This window comes from Yersinia thracica (assembly GCF_902170565.1).
In the GTDB taxonomy this organism is placed as follows: Bacteria; Pseudomonadota; Gammaproteobacteria; order Enterobacterales; family Enterobacteriaceae; genus Yersinia; species Yersinia thracica.
The window spans coordinates 13,058-31,123 of sequence record NZ_CABHXX010000133.1 but is presented as its reverse complement, the minus strand read 5'-3'; the positions used below and the strand labels follow the sequence as shown (position 1 = coordinate 31,123).

Below are 18,066 nucleotides of genomic sequence, written 5' to 3'. Positions count from 1 at the left end.
AACAGAACAGGAAACAGAGCAGGTCAGCCATTCTTACATTTACGGGCTGACCCGGCCCGGCTTGACAGGAAGTGAACCATGCCCGCCTTTGTTATTTCGCTCTGGCACCAAATTGTCTTGTCTTCACCGCTGTTTGTTTTACTTGCTCTGGGCTACTGTTTGGTGCGATTTGGTCAGTGGCCATCCACCATTACTGATGGTTTGACCCGCTTTGTTTTCTCCCTCGCGCTGCCCGCCATGCTGTTTCGCATGATGTGCGATTTCTCCGAGCGCCCTGCGGTTGATGCTCGCCTGCTGATTGCCTTTTTTGGCAGTTGTCTGGTGGTATTTATTATCGGGCGCATTATTGCCAGCCGAGTCTTTCATCTGGATGGCGTGTCCGGTTCAGTGTTTGCCCTCGGCGGGATTTTTTCCAATAACGTGATGTTGGGGCTGCCTATCGCCACCCTCATGCTGGGGGAACAGTCTATCCCGGCAGTGGCGCTAGTTTTGGTGTTTAACGGCCTGATTTTGTGGACATTAGTGACCATTTCGGTGGAATGGGCGCGTAATGGTTCACCGACATTAGCCGGTTTTGTCAAAACGGCCCGCAGTGTACTGACCAACCCCCTGATTATAGGTATTATTTCCGGCACATTATTCAGCTTGACCGGTTTGCAATTACCGCAGTTTATTGACCAACCGGTTACTATGCTGGGGCAGGTGGCACCGCCGTTGTCATTGATTGTTCTGGGCATGGGGCTGGCGGAATACCGCGTGAGTGAAGGTTGGCAAATCAGCAGTGCCATCTGTTTTCTCAAGCTGATTGTGCAGCCGATGGTGATATGGGCGCTGGCGTGGGCGATGAATTTACCGGTGCTGGAAACACAGGTGGTGGTATTGCTCGGGTCAATGGCAACTGGCGTCAATGTCTATCTGATGTCGCGCCAATTTAATGTGCTGACCGGCCCTGCTGCCGCCAGTTTAGTGATGTCGACGATTTTGGCCGCAGTCACCACGCCATTGATTCTGACCATTATTGGTGTCGGGATGTCTTAACCGCAGAAGATGAGTTTTCACCAGCGAATCATGCTCCTGGCTGCGGGCATGATTCGTTTGGTTTATTATTGTCCAGATGTAAACCCACTCCGTGCAAAAATTCTATCCCGCTTCCGCTACAATGGCGCATTGTCATCCTATTGAGCCAATTTATTGTGTTTTTACTGATTATCACCACCATCTTATGGGCTTTCTCTTTTAGCCTGATTGGCGAATATCTGGCCGGGCAGGTGGATAGCTGGTTCTCTGTGCTGATGCGTGTCGGGCTAGCGGCGCTGGTCTTTTTGCCTTTCCTGCGCTGGCGCAATATCCACTGGCGGGTGATTTTACTGTATATGGCGGTGGGTGCAATTCAGTTAGGAATCATGTACTTGTTCAGCTTCCGCGCCTATCTCTACCTCAGCGTGCCGGAGTTTTTGCTCTTCACCGTGATGACCCCACTGTATGTCACATTGATCTATGATTTGTTGCGGCGTCAGCGCCTACGGTGGAGCTATGCCCTGAGTGCTTTGCTGGCAGTGGTCGGGGCGGCAATCATTCGTTATGACCATCTAAGCGAACATTTCTGGTGGGGATTGATATTGGTTCAGGCGGCCAATATCTGTTTCGCCATCGGGCAAGTGGGCTACAAAAGGCTGATGGAAGTTCATCCGATCCCGCAGCATGTGGCCTTTTCATGGTTCTATGTTGGCGCTTTGGTCGTCGCCATCATCGCCTGGTTTGCTTTCGGCAATCCGCAAAAACTGCCGACCACATCATTGCAATGGGGCGTGCTAGTGTGGCTCGGTGTCGGCGCCTCGGCTTTGGGCTATTTCATGTGGAACTATGGTGCGACGCAAGTCGATGCTGGCACCTTGGGTATCATGAATAATGTGCATGTTCCGGCTGGGTTACTGGTGAATCTGGCCATTTGGCAAGAGAAACCCCATTGGCCCAGCTTTATCATTGGGGCCATTGTGATAATGGCTTCGTTATGGGTACACCGGCGTTGGGTCGCTCCGCATTCTTTACAAACGGCAGACTCTCGCAAGCGTGTTGGCGGGCCGAACGAATAAAAGCTTCAGTGACCGGTTGGCGCTGCTCTCCATCACGGACGGCGGCGTATAACCGGCTCCACAAACCATTCCCCAGTGTTTTCGTCACCACCAATCCCTGACGTTCAAAGCTCTCTACCACCCAATGTGGCAAGGCGGCGATCCCCATCCGGGCCGAAACCATTTGAATCAGCAGCAAGGTGTTATCGACATTTTTCAGTGAGGGGTTGACCCCTGCCGGTTGCAGGAAATGCCGCCAGACATCTAACCGTTGGCGCTGTACTGGGTAAATCATTAACACTTCTTGCGCCAAATCTTCCGGCTCGATGCGGGTTTTATTGGCCAATGGGTGGTCGGGAGCCAGTACCAGGCGCACCTCAAAATCAAACATCGGCGAATAGTGCAGGCCACTGCGCGGCAAAATATCAGATGTCAGCACCAAATCCAGCTCCCCTTGCTGCAAGGCAGGCTGTGGATCGAATGTCACACCTGATTTGAAATCCATAGATATTTGCGGCCAGTTCTTGTGGAAGCTATCCAGCGCCGGTGTGAGCCACTGAATACAACTGTGGCATTCGATGGCGATACGCAGCGCGGTTTGGTGTGGTTCGTTGCAGGTTTGCAGTGCTTGCTTGATTTGCGGCAACACTTGTTCTGCCAGCTGTAACAGAATTTCACCTTGTGTCGTGAAACGTAACGGCTGACTTTTACGCACAAACAGACGAAAACCCAGGCGCTGTTCCAGATCACTGAATTGGTGGGACAACGCCGATTGGGTCTGATGAAGCTGTGTTGCCGCTGCCGCCAGTGAGCCGGTATTACGCAAAGCTTGTAGGGTGCGTAAGTGTTTCAGTTCGATCATGAGAGTCCTTCACAGTGATAGTGAACAAATTGCGCTTGTGATTAATACAGTACCTGCTGATTATGGATGTGTAAACATCTGGATGGCTAAATGGGAAATAAGACGATGACAATTTTAAATCACACACTGGGTTTTCCGCGTGTAGGTCTGAAACGTGAACTGAAAAAAGCACAAGAAAGTTACTGGGCAGGCAACTCCACGCAAGAAGAATTGCTCAATGTGGGTCGTGAATTGCGCGCCCGCCATTGGCAGCAGCAACAACAAGCTGGCGTTGATGTAGTGCCAGTGGGTGATTTTGCCTGGTATGACCATGTCCTGACCACCAGTTTGCTGCTGGGTAATGTCCCAGAGCGCCATCAGAATGCTGATGGTTCGATTGATTTAGATACCTTATTCCGTATTGGCCGTGGCCGCGCCCCCACCGGTACACCAGCCGCAGCGGCAGAAATGACCAAATGGTTTAATACCAACTATCACTACATGGTGCCCGAGTTCCAACAGGGTCAGCAGTTCAAACTGGGCTGGACTCAACTGTTGGATGAAGTGGACGAAGCGCTAGCATTAGGCCACAAAATCAAGCCGGTACTGCTTGGCCCGGTCACTTATCTGTGGCTGGGTAAAGTGAAAGGTGAACAGTTTGACCGCCTCTCATTGCTGAAAGATATCCTGCCGGTTTACCAGCAAGTGTTGGCTGAATTGGCAAAACGCGGCATCGAGTGGGTGCAAATTGACGAACCGGCATTGGTGCTGGAATTGCCACAAGAGTGGTTGGGTGCTTACCAACCGGCTTATCAGGCGCTACAGGGCCAGGTTAAATTGCTGCTGACCACCTATTTCGATAGCATCGGCCATAACCTCGACACCATTCGCGCTCTGCCAGTACAAGGTTTGCATGTTGATGTCGTTGCTGGTCAGGATGATATTAATGACCTGAATGCAAAACTGCCAAAAGAGTGGTTGTTATCACTGGGCGTAATTAATGGTCGTAACGTATGGCGTGCGGATCTGAGTCACTGGTTCGAGCGCTTGCAACCACTGGTCAATAGCCGTCTGCTGTGGCTGGGGAGTTCTTGCTCCTTATTACACAGCCCAATTGATTTAAGTGAAGAAACTCGCCTTGATGCAGAAGTGAAAAGCTGGTTTGCCTTTGCCCTGCAAAAATGTGCCGAGCTGGCGCTGCTCACACAAGCACTGAATGCACCGACCGAAGCCAAACTGGCTGAGTTGGCAGCTTATAGCGCACCAATCCGCGCCCGCCGGGCTTCCAGCCGTGTGCATAACGCGCAAGTAGAGCAGCGTTTGGCGGCCATCACGGCGCAAGATATTGAACGTCAACTGCCTTATGAAGCACGTGCGGCCGCTCAGCGTAAGCGCTTTAACTTGCCAGCCTGGCCGACCACCACCATTGGCTCATTCCCACAAACCACCGAGATCCGTGGCTTGCGTTTGGACTTCAAGCAAGGCCGGCTGGACGGCAAAAACTACCGCACCGGCATTAGCGAGCATATCAAGCAAGCTATTGCAGAGCAGGAACGTTTGGGTCTGGACGTGCTGGTGCATGGTGAAGCTGAACGTAATGACATGGTGGAATATTTCGGCGAGCATCTGGACGGTTTTGTCTTTACGCAAAATGGTTGGGTACAGAGCTACGGTTCACGTTGTGTTAAGCCGCCAGTCATTATTGGTGATATCAGCCGCCCTGAAGCCATTACTGTTGAATGGGCTAAATATGCTCAATCTCTGACAGACAAACCGGTAAAAGGCATGTTGACTGGGCCGGTGACTATACTGTGCTGGTCATTCCCGCGCGAAGATGTCAGCCGTGAAACCATTGCCAAACAAATTGCGTTAGCATTGCGCGATGAAGTAGAAGACTTGGAAAAGGCCGGTATCGGTATCATCCAAATTGATGAGCCAGCGCTGCGCGAAGGCCTGCCGCTGCGCCGTGCGGACTGGCAAGCTTATCTACAGTGGGCGGTTGATGCCTTTAAATTGAATGCTGCGGTTGCACAAAACGATACTCAAATTCACACCCATATGTGTTATTGCGAGTTCAATGACATCATGGATTCCATTGCTGCACTGGATGCGGATGTGATTACCATCGAAACTTCCCGCTCAGATATGGAACTGCTGGAGTCATTCGAAGATTTCGCTTATCCAAATGAAATTGGGCCCGGCGTTTATGATATTCACTCACCGAATGTGCCAAGTGTGGAATGGATTGAAGCTTTATTACGCAAAGCCGCCCAGCGTATCCCAGCGGAACGTCTGTGGGTTAACCCGGACTGTGGTTTGAAAACCCGCGGTTGGCCGGAAACTCGCCAGGCACTGGCAAACATGGTTCTGGCGGCGCAACGTCTGCGCGAAGAACAGGCCTGATTATTTACCTCAATAACAGGGCGTACAAGCGCCCTTGAAATTGCTGACAAAGTGCTCGCTGCGGTGAAAACAGGTAGATCGTAAAGACGCCGTCAATACTTCCTTGTAGGCTCGAGCCGCGCCATCCCTGGCGCGGACGCTTTACTCTTCTACCTGTCCTCACCACCTGAGATCGAGTCGTCGAGGTTTATCAGCAGTCTGAAGGGCGTGCAAGCGCCCTTGTTGCTATTTATTTTCTTCAATTATTATCTTCTTCAACGACAGGATTAGCTGCGACTCCGTGCTGCGCAAACCAGTCAAGCATGCGCTGCCAACCATCCAGCGCCGACTCTTCATGGTAGCTTGGGCGGTAATCAGCATTAAAGGCATGTCCTGCATCTGGATAAACAATGATTTCGGCATCGGCATTTGCGGCTCGCAATGCCTGGCGCATGATATCGATATGTTCTTGCGTGATACTACCGTCTTTACCGCCATACAATCCGAGCACCGGAGCACTGAGATCCACTGCAATATCAACCGGATATTTCGGCAACAGTAAGGTTTTCTCCCCCACCAGTTTGCCATACCACGCCACCGCTGCTTTTAATTGCGGATTATGGGCGGCATACAGCCATGCAATGCGCCCACCCCAACAAAAACCAGTAATGGCTAATTTGCTGGTATCTCCACCATGGCGCGATGCCCAGTGGGCGGTATGATCAAGATCGACCATGACCTGCCGGTCGGGTACTTTGCTGACCAGATTTTTAACCAATGCATTGATATCATCATATTCTTTGGCATCACCCTGGCGAAAGTACAGCTCAGGGGCGATGGCCAGATAGCCCTGTTTCGCCAATCTGCGGCAGATATCCTGAATATGTTCATGCACCCCAAAGATTTCTTGCACAACAATAACCACAGGATATGGCCCCGAGTATTGGGCCGGTTTAGCAACATAAGCCGGTAGCTCATCGCCTTGAGAGGGGATGGTGGTTTCTGTGCAGTGAATACCTTGTTGATCGGTATGGCGGATCGTCGAGGCTAGCGGATCGACCGCAGGTGTGAATCCGCTTGCTGCCTGCCGGAGAGTCATAGATTGATCAGTTTTCACTGTGGTCTCCTTACGAAATGAGGAAAGTATGACTCGGTAAAGTCTTATTGGGTTGAGCTATCCATTGCCCTGATATTTGCTGTTGACGATCTTAACTATAGGTAATCTTTAAGATTAATGAGATCAGGTTTGCAGTAATTAAGTATTTTATTGCGATATGTGGACGTCTGCTCAATAAGCCGATGATAAGAAGATATTCATCCAACATTAATCAATGAGTCCTACTATTGTTATTCATATACAAAATCACCGTTGCCGCGGTCTATTTTTGTCTAAAAATCGAACTCAATAAGCTTATTATGTGATAAAAATCACATAATAAATGTATTCAAAGTTATCATTTCTTTTATCAGAGTGACCGATGTCACGAAATAATGTGATGATTTTGAGTAAAGTAATCCTTTGTACCCCCTATAACATCTCTCATGAAAGAGGAGTCTCACACATGGCTAAATCCGACGTTTTTCACTTGGGCCTGACTAAAAATGATCTGCAAGGGGCGACTCTGGCGATTGTTCCGGGTGATCCACAGCGTGTTGAGAAAATCGCTAAATTGATGGATAAGCCAGTACACCTGGCTTCGCATCGTGAATTTACCTCATGGCGTGCCGAGCTTGATGGCAAAGCTGTGATTGTCTGCTCAACCGGTATCGGTGGCCCATCAACCTCTATTGCAGTTGAAGAATTGGCGCAACTTGGTGTACGGACGTTCCTGCGTATTGGTACTACCGGCGCTATTCAGCCACATATTAATGTTGGTGATGTATTAGTCACCACCGCAGCCGTGCGTTTAGACGGTGCCAGCCTGCATTTTGCTCCAATGGAATTCCCGGCAGTGGCTGATTTTGATTGCACCACCGCATTGGTTAATGCTGCTAAATCAGTTGGTGCGAAAACTCATATTGGTGTCACAGCTTCTTCAGATACTTTCTATCCAGGGCAAGAACGTTACGATACTTTCTCTGGCCGTGTTGTCCGCCGTTTTAAAGGCTCCATGGAAGAGTGGCAAGCAATGGGCGTGATGAATTATGAAATGGAATCTGCTACTTTGTTGACCATGTGTGCTAGTCAGGGCCTACGTGCCGGTATGGTCGCTGGGGTAATTGTTAACCGCACCCAGCAAGAGATCCCGAACGAAGAAACCATGAAAGCGACTGAAAGTCATGCAGTAAAAATTGTCGTTGAAGCGGCCCGCCACTTGCTGTAATTCATCCAACTGATGGGTAACTAACCCACAGTAAATAAATCAATAAATATCATATGAGTGGGTCAGTTTACTGGCCCGTTCTTTATTTCGGCTGAGTATCTGTTAATGTCGTAGCTCTTATAATGGACAATAATAAGAGGAAAATATGACGACACCTGTTTTATCTCATCCTTCCCTACTGCCACTGGATGGTGGTATTAACTTTCGTGATCTCGGTGGTAACGTTGTTGCAGATGGCCGGCGAATCAAGCGTGGGTTATTGTTTCGCTCGGGTTCGCTTGACCGTTTGAGTACCAAAGATTGCGCTGTTCTCAGTAGTGGCTCTGTCACTCAAATTCTTGATTACCGCGATGCGGATGAAGTCCAGGCCAAACCCGATATCGTTTGGCAGGGTGCCAGTTATCACAATATTCCAGCCAATCCACTTAGCAGTGAAGTTAACGCCAATCTCGAGAAACTGACTAACGAGACGTTAGCAACATTTGATGCCCGTGCCTTTATGTTAGAGCTGTATCGCCGCTTGCCATTTAATAATCAGGCTTATAAACAGCTGGTCAGTTTGCTGCAAAATAGCGCTTCACCAGAGCATGCCGCTGCGGGCGTAGTACAACACTGTGCCGTCGGGAAAGACCGTACCGGTGTAGGTTCAGCCTTGGTGCTGTTTGCTTTAGGTGCTGATGAGTCGACCGTATTGGAAGATTACCTGCTGACCGAAACGACACTCGCACCTTTCCGTGAGCATATGTTGGCGGAGTTGGCGCTAAAGCTGAACGATCAAGCATTAGGACAATTCGCTTTTGTACTGTCAGCTCGAGAAGAGTTTATCCAAACAGCACTGCGCAGTATTCAAGAGCATTATGGTAGCCGCGAGCAATGGCTACGGCAGGAATTTGGTCTTGGCAGCACTGAGCGTGAAAAATTGCAGTTATATTTCTTGGAATAGCAGTTATATTTCTTGAAATAGTTGTTCCCCAAGAAGCCGCTTTTCTAATTTGTCGTGTATTGAGCCGCCACTGGATGGCTCTTTTTAACCGCTTAATGATGCAAACTACCGCTTAACCAGTTCGCTGATATTTCTCTTAGGAACCAAGCGTATGTTAACGCCTGACAAATTCCCTGGAGAGAATGCTCATGCAACATGCGATTACCTTTGTTATCGCCTCCGCGTGTGTCCTTGTGATCTGCTACCGTCTATACGGTATCTTTTTTGTTCGTAAGGTTCTGCGCGTCGATGACAGTGAAGTAACACCTTCCCACACCTTTGAAGATGGCAAAGATTACGTCCCAACTAAAAAATGGGTGAATTTTGGTAGCCACTTTGCAGCTATTGCTGCGGCTGGCCCCTTGGTTGGCCCTGTACTGGCAGCCCAATATGGTTATTTACCTGGCTTCCTATGGTTATTGATTGGTTGTGTTATCGGTGGTGCCGTTCACGACACCGTTGTTCTGTTCGCTTCTATGAAACATCAGGGTAAATCACTGTCTGAAGTGGCTAAATCAGAACTCGGGCCAGTCGCGGGCTGGTGTACCGGTCTGGCTATGCTGTTTATTATCACTATTACCATGGCCGGGCTATCCATGGTTGTGGTACATGCACTGGAACGTAACCCCTGGGGTACTTTCGCAGTGTTCATGACAATCCCTATCGCGATTTGTGTTGGCTTATGGGAGCGCATGACCGGCAGCATGAAAGGGGCTTCTTATGTTGGTATCGCCGCCATTATGGTATGCGTATTCGTCGGCCCTTACATTGAAGGTACCTGGCTTGGTGAATGGCTAATGCTGAAGGCAGATACCGTTAGTATCATTCTGCCAATGTATGCTTTCTTCGCAACGGCCTTGCCTGTCTGGATGTTGTTAACTCCTCGCGGTTATCTCTCCAGCTTTATGAAAATCGGTGTATTCGGTGCACTGATTGTGGGGGTTGTGTTTATTAACCCTGAAATTCAATTCCCAGCAGTAACACAGTTTATACACGGTGGTGGCCCAGTTCTGGCTGGCCCAGTCTGGCCGTTTATCTCTATTACTATTGCTTGTGGCGCTATTTCTGGTTTTCACGCCTTTATCGGTTCAGGCACTACACCAAAACAAATCGACAAATGGAGTGATATCTTACCTGTCGGTTTTGGTGCGATGTTGGCCGAATGTATGGTCGGGGTGATGGCCTTGATCGCTGCAACTTCTTTGCATCCTGCTGACTACTTTGCGATTAACTCTTCAGCTGAAGCTTGGAGTGTGCTCGGTATGGAAGTGGTTAATCTGCCAAAACTGAGCCAGGAAATTGGTTTAGATTTGTATGGCCGTACCGGTGGCGCTGTAACCCTAGCTGTGGGTATGACAGATATATTCATTCGTGTGCCATGGTTCAGTAGTCTGGCTGCTTACTTCTTCCAGTTTGTTGTGATGTTTGAAGCTGTTTTCATCCTGACAGCAGTTGACTCTGGTACTCGTGTTGCTCGCTACTTGCTACAAGATTTCCTAGGCGATATCTGGGCTCCGTTAAAACGCACTGATTGGTTACCGGGCACATTGGCGTGCAGTGTGATTGCCTGTGCATTGTGGGGTTATCTCCTTAACTCTGGTGATATCAACTCGGTCTGGGCGCTGTTTGGTGTATCAAACCAGTTAATGGCTTCTGTTGGCTTAATCATTGGTGCCACTATCATCCTGCGCTTGGCAACCAAACGGGTTTATATGCTGACCTGTGTCATCCCTCTGGCTTATCTGTTTGTTACCGTAAACTATGCTGGCTACTGGATGATCACTCATGTGTACTTCAACTCAGCAGCGAAAGGTTACAATCTGTTCAATGGCATCATCTCTATCATCATGATGACACTGGGCGTAATTATCTTGATATCAGCACTGAAAAAATGGCGTGAGCTGTGGATTCTCAGATCAGCCGAAATGGCTGGCAATAAGGTAGTTACTGCCAACGCCTGATATCACAAGTTAATAGCTTTAGTCCTAATGAACGGTCGGAATCTTATGGCCGTTTATTTTTTGTTAAGCAAAAATAGCGACACATTGAGTATGCTAGTGGCTACTTTATTGATAACAGGAAAATGCCTGTGACCTTAAATGACGTCATTACTATCGTTACTGATTTTGTTCGTGAACATGAAGCATGGGCAATGCCTATCGTGTTTATTCTCGCTTTTGGTGAATCACTAGCCTTTCTATCCTTACTGCTACCGGCAACAGTTATCTTGCTCGGATTAGGCGCATTAATTGGCGAAAGCGGTATTTCCTTCTGGCCGATTTGGGCCGCCGCTGTGGCAGGGGCTTTCTTTGGTGACTGGATCTCCTATTGGATTGGCGATCATTACAAAAATCGCGTCGGTACTCTGTGGCCACTTTCCCGCAACCCTCAACTACTTGTTCGCGGCCACGCTTTCTTTGAGCGCTGGGGCTTCTTTGGTGCCTTTATTGGCCGTTTCTTTGGCCCATTACGTGCTGTCGTTCCTCTGGTTGCCGGAATATGCGCTATGCCAAAATTCTATTTCCAGTTGGCTAATATCACTTCAGCCATCATCTGGGCATTCGGTATTCTAGCTCCTGGCGCTTTCGGTATTCAGTGGATTTCTCACTGGATAGATTAATTTTACGTGAGTTCTGAAGCGCCTCCATATTTTGTGGCTGACAGTTTTAACGCATTTTTTTGGTGCAAAGTAAGTGGTTTTTTATCTGCTTGTTATTTATGCGTACAGCTTCGCAAGATAGTATGTAACGGAAAAACACTCTGGACATCCATACAGTATCCCCTTACCTTGACTGACAATAGGTTAATGGGGAGATAACCGTGGATATCAGTTTATTTTATGGGCTGGGAGGCTGCCTACTTGGTGGGCTTATTGGTTGGCTGATTGCCAGCTTGTATCAGCAGCGCAATAAAGCACAACAAGATATTGAACGGCGGTTGTTGGAGCAGTCACTACAACAGTTTCAGCAAAATACCTTAGAATTACAGTCCCTTTTACAACGTAATGAACAGCAATTGCGGCAAGGTGAATTAGAACAGCGTAATTTGCACAGCCAGTTAGCGGCAAATGCTGAAAAACTACAACAGCTAGCTCATTGGCAGAATGAATGTGAGCAGCTCAATCAAGAATTACGGGCTCAACGAGAAGTGAATAGCGCGCAAGAAGCTGAATTGCGCGAAGTGACTATCCGCTTGGAAGAAACACGGCTGGGCGCAGAAGAAAAGCAGCGTTTACTCCTTAATAGTGAGCAACGGCTAACCACACAATTCGAAAATCTGGCAAATCGCATCTTTGAACAAACTGGTCGCCGAGCGGACGAACAAAATAAGAACAGCTTGGATCGCTTACTATTACCTCTACGAGAACAGCTAGATGGTTTTCGAAAGCAGGTCCAGGATAGCTTTGGGCAAGAGGCTCGGGAACGACATACTCTGACCCATGAAATCCGTAACTTACAACAACTCAATGCTCAAATGGCACGGGAAGCTCTAAACTTGACCAAGGCCCTCAAAGGGGATAATAAAACTCAGGGTAACTGGGGTGAAGTTGTTTTAGCTAAGGTGCTCGAAGCTTCAGGGTTACGTGAGGGGTATGAGTACCAAACCCAGGTTAGCGTAAAAATTGATGGTAATAGCCGTATGCAGCCGGATGTCATTGTGCGCTTACCACAGGGTAAAGATGTCGTTATCGACGCTAAAATGTCGTTAGTAGCTTATGAGCGCTATTTTAATAGTGAAGATGATATTGAGCGCGAAGCGGCATTAAATGAGCATTTATCATCACTGCGTGCTCATATCAGGATGTTGGGCCGTAAGGATTATCAGCAACTTCCGGGCTTACGTTCCCTTGACTATGTACTGATGTTTATTCCTGTTGAGCCTGCATTTTTGGTCGCTATTGATCGCCAACCAGAATTGATCAGCGAAGCGCTACAGCACAATATTATGTTGGTTAGCCCAACAACACTGCTGGTGGCCTTACGAACTATTACTAACTTATGGCGCTACGAACACCAAAGCCAAAATGCACAACGTATTGCGGAGAGAGCAGCCAAACTCTATGACAAATTACGCTTATTTGTTGATGATATGGAGTCGTTAGGGCAAAGCCTCGATAAAGCGCAATTAAGTTATCGTCAGTCAATGAACAAACTGTCGCAAGGCCGTGGTAACCTGATAGGACAAGTTGAAGGTTTTCGTACTCTGGGGGTCGAGGTAAAACGGCCTATTAGTCCAACACTGGCAGAGAAAGCGAGTATGGAAGATCAACCTGAGGGCGATTTAGCGCTATCTGATGATGCAGAGTCCGAAATGAATGATTCTGCACCGCTGAAGTATCAGGGCTAGCTGCATGTTCCTCTTCTGTATGATGTTGAGAAAACTGTGATTAAGCAGTTACCTTAATACCAAGTGAGATGGGGCTTTCATCGGAGTTCTGGTACACTTCCTCGAAAAATAGACTGAAAAGCAGGCACAGAAAATGGTAGATCAGGAGAAGGAAACCACTCATTTTGGTTTTCGCACCATAGCCAAAGAACAGAAAGAAGGCATGGTGGCAGAAGTTTTTCATTCCGTAGCTGCCAAATATGATCTGATGAATGACCTGATGTCGTTCGGCGTTCATCGTATTTGGAAGCGTTTCACCATTGATTGTAGCGGTGTTCGGCGCGGTCAACGGGTATTGGATCTAGCGGGTGGTACCGGAGATTTGACGGCTAAATTCTCTCGCCTGGTAGGTGAGCAGGGTGAAGTGGTTTTGGCTGATATCAATGAGTCAATGTTACGTATGGGCCGTGAAAAGCTGCGTGACAAAGGTATTGTTGGTAATGTCAGCTATGTACAGGCCAATGCTGAAGCTTTGCCCTTCCCTGATAATTACTTTGATTGCATTACCATTTCGTTTGGCTTGCGTAATGTAACTGAAAAAGAAAAGGCTCTGCGTTCTATGTTTCGGGTATTAAAGCCCGGAGGCCGCTTGTTGGTTCTCGAGTTTTCCAAACCACTTTTGGCTCCTCTGAGCAAAGCCTATGATGCTTACTCTTTCCATATATTGCCTAAGATTGGTGAACTTGTGGCGCAGGACTCTGAAAGCTACCGTTATTTGGCGGAATCTATTCGGATGCACCCTGACCAAGAAACACTGAAAGGTATGATGATAGATGCCGGCTTTGAAAACGTAACCTATTCCAATTTAACCGGTGGTATTGTTGCGTTACATCGGGGTTTCAAGTTCTAACAGGAATATGGTTATGCCGCTAAACTCACTGATATTTAAACCTTTGTTACTGAAACCAACTTTGTTGTCGCCGTTAATAACAGCCGCTATAGAAACATCACTAAATAGTGTGCTCTTTCGCGATAAAAGCCTAAAAGCTGCACGTTTACGTTTAGCGGGGAAAGTCCTGCGTCTTGAGTTACGTGAGATGAGCTTCCCTCTGTTATTAGTATTTAGCGAACGGCAGGTTGATGTTTTAAGTCAATGGGATGGTGATGCGGACTGCATAGTGAAAACGGATGTTGCTGTGCTGGTGAAACTGCGTGACCGTCAGCAGCTTTCATCTTTGATGCGTAGTAGTGAACTGATTGTCGAAGGTGATATCCAGTTGGTTCAACAGCTTGTTACGTTATTAGATCTTGCCGAGTGGGAGCCCGCAGAATGGCTGGCTCCCTATATTGGTGATATAGCAGCGGAAACCATTGGGCAGGTAGTACAAAAAAGTAGCCGTTTTCTTAGTAACCAGTTGCAACAGCAGCAAAATTACTTGGCTGAAGCAATAACTGAAGAATGGAAAATGGCTCCAGCGCCGCTGGAAGTTGTGTGGTTCAACGAAGAAGTTGATGCCACCGCTCGAGCTACCGAGGCTTTGACTACCAGATTGGTAACCATGGAGACAAAACAATGACGCCAGGAGAACTTCGGCGCCTGTATCTTATCATTCGGGTTTTTTTGAGCTATGGGCTGGATGAGTTAATCCCGAATATACGTTTGACGCTACCATTGCGTATTGGCCGTCATTTATTCTTCTGGTTGCCTAATCGTCATAAAGATAAACCGCTAGGGGAGCGTTTACGTCTAGCCTTACAGGAGCTAGGACCTGTCTGGATCAAATTTGGTCAGATGATGTCTACTCGCCGCGACCTTTTCCCACCTGAAATTGCCGATCAACTTGCTTTGTTACAGGATAGAGTCGCTCCATTTGATGGTGCGCTTGCACGCAAGTATATTGAAATGGCGATGGGCGGGCCGCTAGAAACATGGTTTGATGATTTTGAGCAGGAAGCTTTAGCCTCTGCTTCCATCGCTCAGGTACATACCGCGCGTTTAAAAGAAAACGGCCAGGAAGTTGTACTTAAAGTCATTCGTCCTGATATCTTGCCGATTATCAAAGCAGATGTACGCTTAATGTATCGTCTGGCGGGTTGGGTTCCTAAGCTTTTACCTGATGGCCGTAGATTACGCCCGCGCGAAGTAGTACGTGAATACGAAAAAACACTGCTTGATGAGCTGAACTTACTGCGTGAAGCCGCTAATGCTATTCAGTTGCGCCGTAATTTTGAAGGCAGTCCAATGCTCTATATTCCCGAGGTCTATTCTGATTATTGCCGGGAAAGTGTATTGGTGATGGAGCGCATTTACGGTATTCCCGTATCTGATATTACAGCCCTTGAAGATCAAGGCACCAATATGAAGTTGTTGGCTGAGCGTGGGGTCCAAGTCTTCTTCACTCAGGTTTTCCGGGACAGTTTTTTCCATGCAGATATGCATCCGGGGAATATCTTTGTCAGTTATGAGCATCCTCACGACCCTCTTTACATCGGTATTGATTGCGGCATTGTTGGCTCACTGAATAAAGCAGATAAACGCTATCTTGCTGAAAATTTTATTGCTTTCTTTAATCGGGATTATCGCCGAGTTGCAGAACTACACGTCGATTCTGGTTGGGTTCCCCGTGACACTAATGTTGAGGATTTTGAATTCGCTATCCGTACCGTCTGTGAGCCTATTTTTGAAAAACCACTGGCGGAAATATCATTCGGCCATGTGCTATTGAATCTCTTTAACACGGCACGTCGCTTTAATATGGAGGTTCAACCACAGCTGGTTTTATTACAGAAAACGTTGTTGTATGTTGAAGGTTTAGGGCGCCAGCTCTACCCACAGCTTGATCTCTGGACGACGGCAAAACCTTTCCTGGAAAGCTGGTTGCGGGATCAAGTCGGGCTACCTGCTGTTATTCGTGCATTGAAAGAGAAAGCACCATTCTGGGCGGAAAAATTCCCTGAGTTACCAGAACTTGTTTATGACAGCTTGCAGCAGCATAAATTACTACAGCAAAGTGTCGATAAACTCACGACTCAAATGCAAGGTCAGCAGCAACGTCAGGGGCAATCACGGTATTTATTCGGTGTTGGCGCTACACTATTAGTCAGTGGTACCATTTTATTCTTGGCCGATGCAGTAGAAATTTCAACTGGGTTTCTTGTCGCTGGAGTATTGGCTTGGTTTATTGGTTGGCGACGAACCAGTTAGCGACTTATTGCTAAAAGTATCGGTGGGTAGACCATTGCGCGGCTTATGAGTTATGTAAAAGTTATTCAAGAAGCCACTTATTTGTTCAAGAAGCTATGCGCTAGTTCAAAATGCGGTAAGTTAGATAGGTATTCACTGGGGCTATATGACGTATAATGCGGCCCTCTGTGGAATAACCCCTGTAATATAGAGGTGAATGTAATGGGTGGTATAAGTATTTGGCAGCTATTAATTATTGCCGTGATTGTCGTTCTGCTGTTTGGTACTAACAAACTGCGAACGTTAGGGTCAGATCTGGGTGCATCCATCAAGGGTTTTAAAAAAGCGATTGGTGATGATACACAAACCCCGCCAACTGATACTGATAAAACCAGCAATGATGCTGATTTTGCAAAGACTCTTACTGAAAAACAGCAGCCGGCAGTCAAAGCTGAAGAATCTAAGAGTCACGACAAAGAGCAGGGATAAGCTGTGTTCGATATCGGGTTTAGTGAACTGCTATTGGTGCTGGTGATCGGGCTGGTCGTCCTTGGGCCAGAACGATTACCGGTTGCTGTCAGAACAGTTGCGGGTTGGATTCGGACATTGCGTTCACTTGCGGCAACAGTGCAAAACGAGTTAGCCCAAGAACTTAAGATACAAGAGCTGCAAGACAGCCTGAAAAAAGCAGAAGAAGCTGGTTTGCAGAACTTGACACCTGAGCTGAAAGCCTCAATGGATGAACTCAAAGAGGCTGCTGAAGCACTGAAGCGTTCTTATCATTCTGACATTGGCTCGGAAGCACCACATACGATCCATAATCCGCTCGTTACTGAACCGGAAGCGATTCATGATGGTGTTACGCCCGCAGAGTCAGCAACGAAGGCTCAAGCATCACCTCAAGCACCGGGTACTGATATTGATAAAGTCGTCGCTCCGGTAGCAGTTGAAACCACCCATAATAGCGATGATAAACCCATTGTTCAGGTTGAGGTAGTTTCTGCGTCTATTTCCTCTGTAGAACGGGAGCCTGTTCCTGTTACGAATACCCGCGTAACTAAGGCACAAACTGCCGCAGTTGATACTCATAGCACAGATTCACTCAGTGCTGATCAACCTCGAACTCACCAACCTGGCGGCGATCGGTAAACATGGCTGTTGATGATACCCAACCCCTTATTACTCATTTAATAGAACTGCGTAAGCGGCTATTGAATTGCATCATCACTATTTTAGTGGTTTTTTTCGTCTTGGTTTTCTTTGCCAATGATATCTACCACTTGGTGTCAGCACCGTTGATCAAACAACTGCCTGCTGGTTCAAGTATGATTGCAACAGATGTCGCATCACCGTTCTTTACCCCGATTAAATTGACCATGATGGTCTCAGTATTTGTTTCAGCGCCGATGATCCTTTATCAGGTTTGGGCATTTATCGCCCCTGCGCTGTATAAACATGAGCGCCGCTTGATGGTCCCACTGCTGATATCCAGCAGCCTCTTATTTTATCTGGGAATGGCATTTGCCTATTTTATTGTTTTCCCGCTAGCTTTTGGCTTTTTTGCCAAAACCGCGCCGGAAAGTGTGTTAATCGCGACTGATATCACCAAATATCTTGATTTCGTTATGGCGCTTTTTATGGCTTTTGGTATTTCTTTTGAAGTTCCGATTGCGATAATTCTGTTGTGCTGGTCGGGGGTGACAACGCCTGAAGCATTGAAGAAGAAACGGCCTTATGTGTTTGTTGGTGCTTTTGTTGTGGGAATGCTCCTTACTCCACCTGATGTGCTGTCACAAACACTGTTAGCGATTCCGATGTATCTGTTATTTGAAGTGGGCGTGTTCTTTGCTCGTTTCTACACCGGCAAACAACGCCGTACCGATATTGAGGAAGAGGATGAAGAAGTCGATAACCCTCCTAAAGAGTCTTAAATTTCTACTTTGATATTTTAGCCG

Annotated in this window: 16 protein-coding genes; 14 read left to right on the top strand and 2 right to left on the bottom strand. The window is 47.6% G+C overall.

Going from position 1 to position 18,066, the window contains the following annotated elements; genetic code table 11:
- The first annotated feature begins 78 nt into the window (after positions 1-78).
- The gene (locus tag FTA91_RS18210) at positions 79-1,038 is read left to right on the top strand and encodes an AEC family transporter (protein ID WP_050115137.1); all 960 of its coding nucleotides are present in this window, start codon (positions 79-81) and stop codon (positions 1,036-1,038) included.
- 155 nt (positions 1,039-1,193) lie between these two features.
- The gene (locus tag FTA91_RS18205; RefSeq protein WP_050115270.1) at positions 1,194-2,093 is read left to right on the top strand and encodes a carboxylate/amino acid/amine transporter; all 900 of its coding nucleotides are present in this window, start codon (positions 1,194-1,196) and stop codon (positions 2,091-2,093) included.
- On the opposite strand, the gene metR is transcribed toward FTA91_RS18205, so the two are convergent.
- The gene (metR, locus tag FTA91_RS18200; protein WP_050115136.1) at positions 1,981-2,934 is read right to left on the bottom strand and encodes an HTH-type transcriptional regulator MetR; all 954 of its coding nucleotides are present in this window, start codon (positions 2,932-2,934) and stop codon (positions 1,981-1,983) included. The two genes, FTA91_RS18205 and metR, sit on opposite strands and share 113 nt — an antisense overlap.
- Positions 2,935-3,039: 105 nt before the next feature.
- Here metR and metE point away from each other — a divergent pair, with 105 nt between their 5' ends.
- Complete coding sequence (metE, locus tag FTA91_RS18195; RefSeq protein WP_072082656.1) at positions 3,040-5,316, top strand: 5-methyltetrahydropteroyltriglutamate--homocysteine S-methyltransferase; 2,277 nt, start codon at positions 3,040-3,042, stop codon at positions 5,314-5,316.
- Positions 5,317-5,554: 238 nt separating this feature from the next.
- On the opposite strand, the gene FTA91_RS18190 is transcribed toward metE, so the two are convergent.
- Entirely contained in the window at positions 5,555-6,412 is an 858-nt protein-coding gene (locus FTA91_RS18190; protein WP_050115133.1) for a dienelactone hydrolase family protein, read from the bottom strand.
- A 445-nt stretch (positions 6,413-6,857) separates the two neighbouring features.
- On the opposite strand from FTA91_RS18190, the gene udp reads away from it, so the two are divergent.
- The 11 genes from udp to tatC all read left to right on the top strand — a co-directional run bounded on the left by udp (position 6,858) and on the right by tatC (position 18,042).
- Entirely contained in the window at positions 6,858-7,619 is a 762-nt protein-coding gene (gene udp, locus FTA91_RS18185) for a uridine phosphorylase (RefSeq protein WP_145536046.1), read from the top strand.
- Between the two features lie 145 nt (positions 7,620-7,764).
- Positions 7,765-8,562, top strand: a complete 798-nt coding sequence (locus FTA91_RS18180) for a tyrosine-protein phosphatase (protein ID WP_050115129.1) — start codon at positions 7,765-7,767, stop codon at positions 8,560-8,562.
- A gap of 188 nt (positions 8,563-8,750) precedes the next feature.
- Positions 8,751-10,562 carry a carbon starvation CstA family protein gene (locus FTA91_RS18175; RefSeq protein WP_050115127.1) on the top strand — a complete coding sequence of 604 codons (1,812 nt, stop codon included), beginning with the start codon at positions 8,751-8,753 and terminating at the stop codon, positions 10,560-10,562.
- Between the two features lie 128 nt (positions 10,563-10,690).
- Positions 10,691-11,221: a DedA family protein gene (locus FTA91_RS18170; protein WP_050115125.1), complete on the top strand. Its 531-nt coding sequence runs from the start codon at positions 10,691-10,693 to the stop codon at positions 11,219-11,221.
- 200 nt (positions 11,222-11,421) lie between these two features.
- A complete protein-coding gene (gene rmuC / locus FTA91_RS18165; protein WP_050115123.1) occupies positions 11,422-12,948 on the top strand; it encodes a DNA recombination protein RmuC in 1,527 nt (508 codons plus the stop codon).
- Positions 12,949-13,081: 133 nt separating this feature from the next.
- Positions 13,082-13,837, top strand: coding sequence for a bifunctional demethylmenaquinone methyltransferase/2-methoxy-6-polyprenyl-1,4-benzoquinol methylase UbiE (gene ubiE / locus FTA91_RS18160; protein ID WP_050115121.1), 756 nt, complete (start codon positions 13,082-13,084; stop codon positions 13,835-13,837).
- Between the two features lie 13 nt (positions 13,838-13,850).
- On the top strand, positions 13,851-14,504 hold the full coding sequence (ubiJ, locus tag FTA91_RS18155; RefSeq protein ID WP_050115118.1) for a ubiquinone biosynthesis protein UbiJ: 654 nt from the start codon (positions 13,851-13,853) through the stop codon (positions 14,502-14,504).
- A complete protein-coding gene (ubiB, locus tag FTA91_RS18150; RefSeq protein WP_050115116.1) occupies positions 14,501-16,132 on the top strand; it encodes a ubiquinone biosynthesis regulatory protein kinase UbiB in 1,632 nt (543 codons plus the stop codon). Before ubiJ ends, ubiB begins: the two co-directional genes overlap by 4 nt.
- Before the next feature lie 201 nt (positions 16,133-16,333).
- A complete protein-coding gene (gene tatA, locus FTA91_RS18145; protein ID WP_038638359.1) occupies positions 16,334-16,600 on the top strand; it encodes a Sec-independent protein translocase subunit TatA in 267 nt (88 codons plus the stop codon).
- 3 nt (positions 16,601-16,603) lie between these two features.
- Positions 16,604-17,260: a Sec-independent protein translocase protein TatB gene (gene tatB, locus FTA91_RS18140; protein WP_050115114.1), complete on the top strand. Its 657-nt coding sequence runs from the start codon at positions 16,604-16,606 to the stop codon at positions 17,258-17,260.
- A 2-nt stretch (positions 17,261-17,262) separates the two neighbouring features.
- A complete protein-coding gene (gene tatC / locus FTA91_RS18135; RefSeq protein WP_050115112.1) occupies positions 17,263-18,042 on the top strand; it encodes a Sec-independent protein translocase subunit TatC in 780 nt (259 codons plus the stop codon).
- Positions 18,043-18,066: the final 24 nt, after the last annotated feature.

Coding starts and splice junctions, on each gene's coding strand:
- FTA91_RS18210 (WP_050115137.1), top strand. CDS start 79: ATGCCCGCCTTTGTTATTTCGCTCTGGCACCAAATTGTCTTGTCTTCA.
- metR (WP_050115136.1), bottom strand. CDS start 2,934: ATGATCGAACTGAAACACTTACGCACCCTACAAGCTTTGCGTAATACC.
- metE (WP_072082656.1), top strand. CDS start 3,040: ATGACAATTTTAAATCACACACTGGGTTTTCCGCGTGTAGGTCTGAAA.
- udp (WP_145536046.1), top strand. CDS start 6,858: ATGGCTAAATCCGACGTTTTTCACTTGGGCCTGACTAAAAATGATCTG.
- FTA91_RS18180 (WP_050115129.1), top strand. CDS start 7,765: ATGACGACACCTGTTTTATCTCATCCTTCCCTACTGCCACTGGATGGT.
- FTA91_RS18175 (WP_050115127.1), top strand. CDS start 8,751: ATGCAACATGCGATTACCTTTGTTATCGCCTCCGCGTGTGTCCTTGTG.
- ubiE (WP_050115121.1), top strand. CDS start 13,082: ATGGTAGATCAGGAGAAGGAAACCACTCATTTTGGTTTTCGCACCATA.
- ubiJ (WP_050115118.1), top strand. CDS start 13,851: ATGCCGCTAAACTCACTGATATTTAAACCTTTGTTACTGAAACCAACT.
- ubiB (WP_050115116.1), top strand. CDS start 14,501: ATGACGCCAGGAGAACTTCGGCGCCTGTATCTTATCATTCGGGTTTTT.
- tatA (WP_038638359.1), top strand. CDS start 16,334: ATGGGTGGTATAAGTATTTGGCAGCTATTAATTATTGCCGTGATTGTC.
- tatC (WP_050115112.1), top strand. CDS start 17,263: ATGGCTGTTGATGATACCCAACCCCTTATTACTCATTTAATAGAACTG.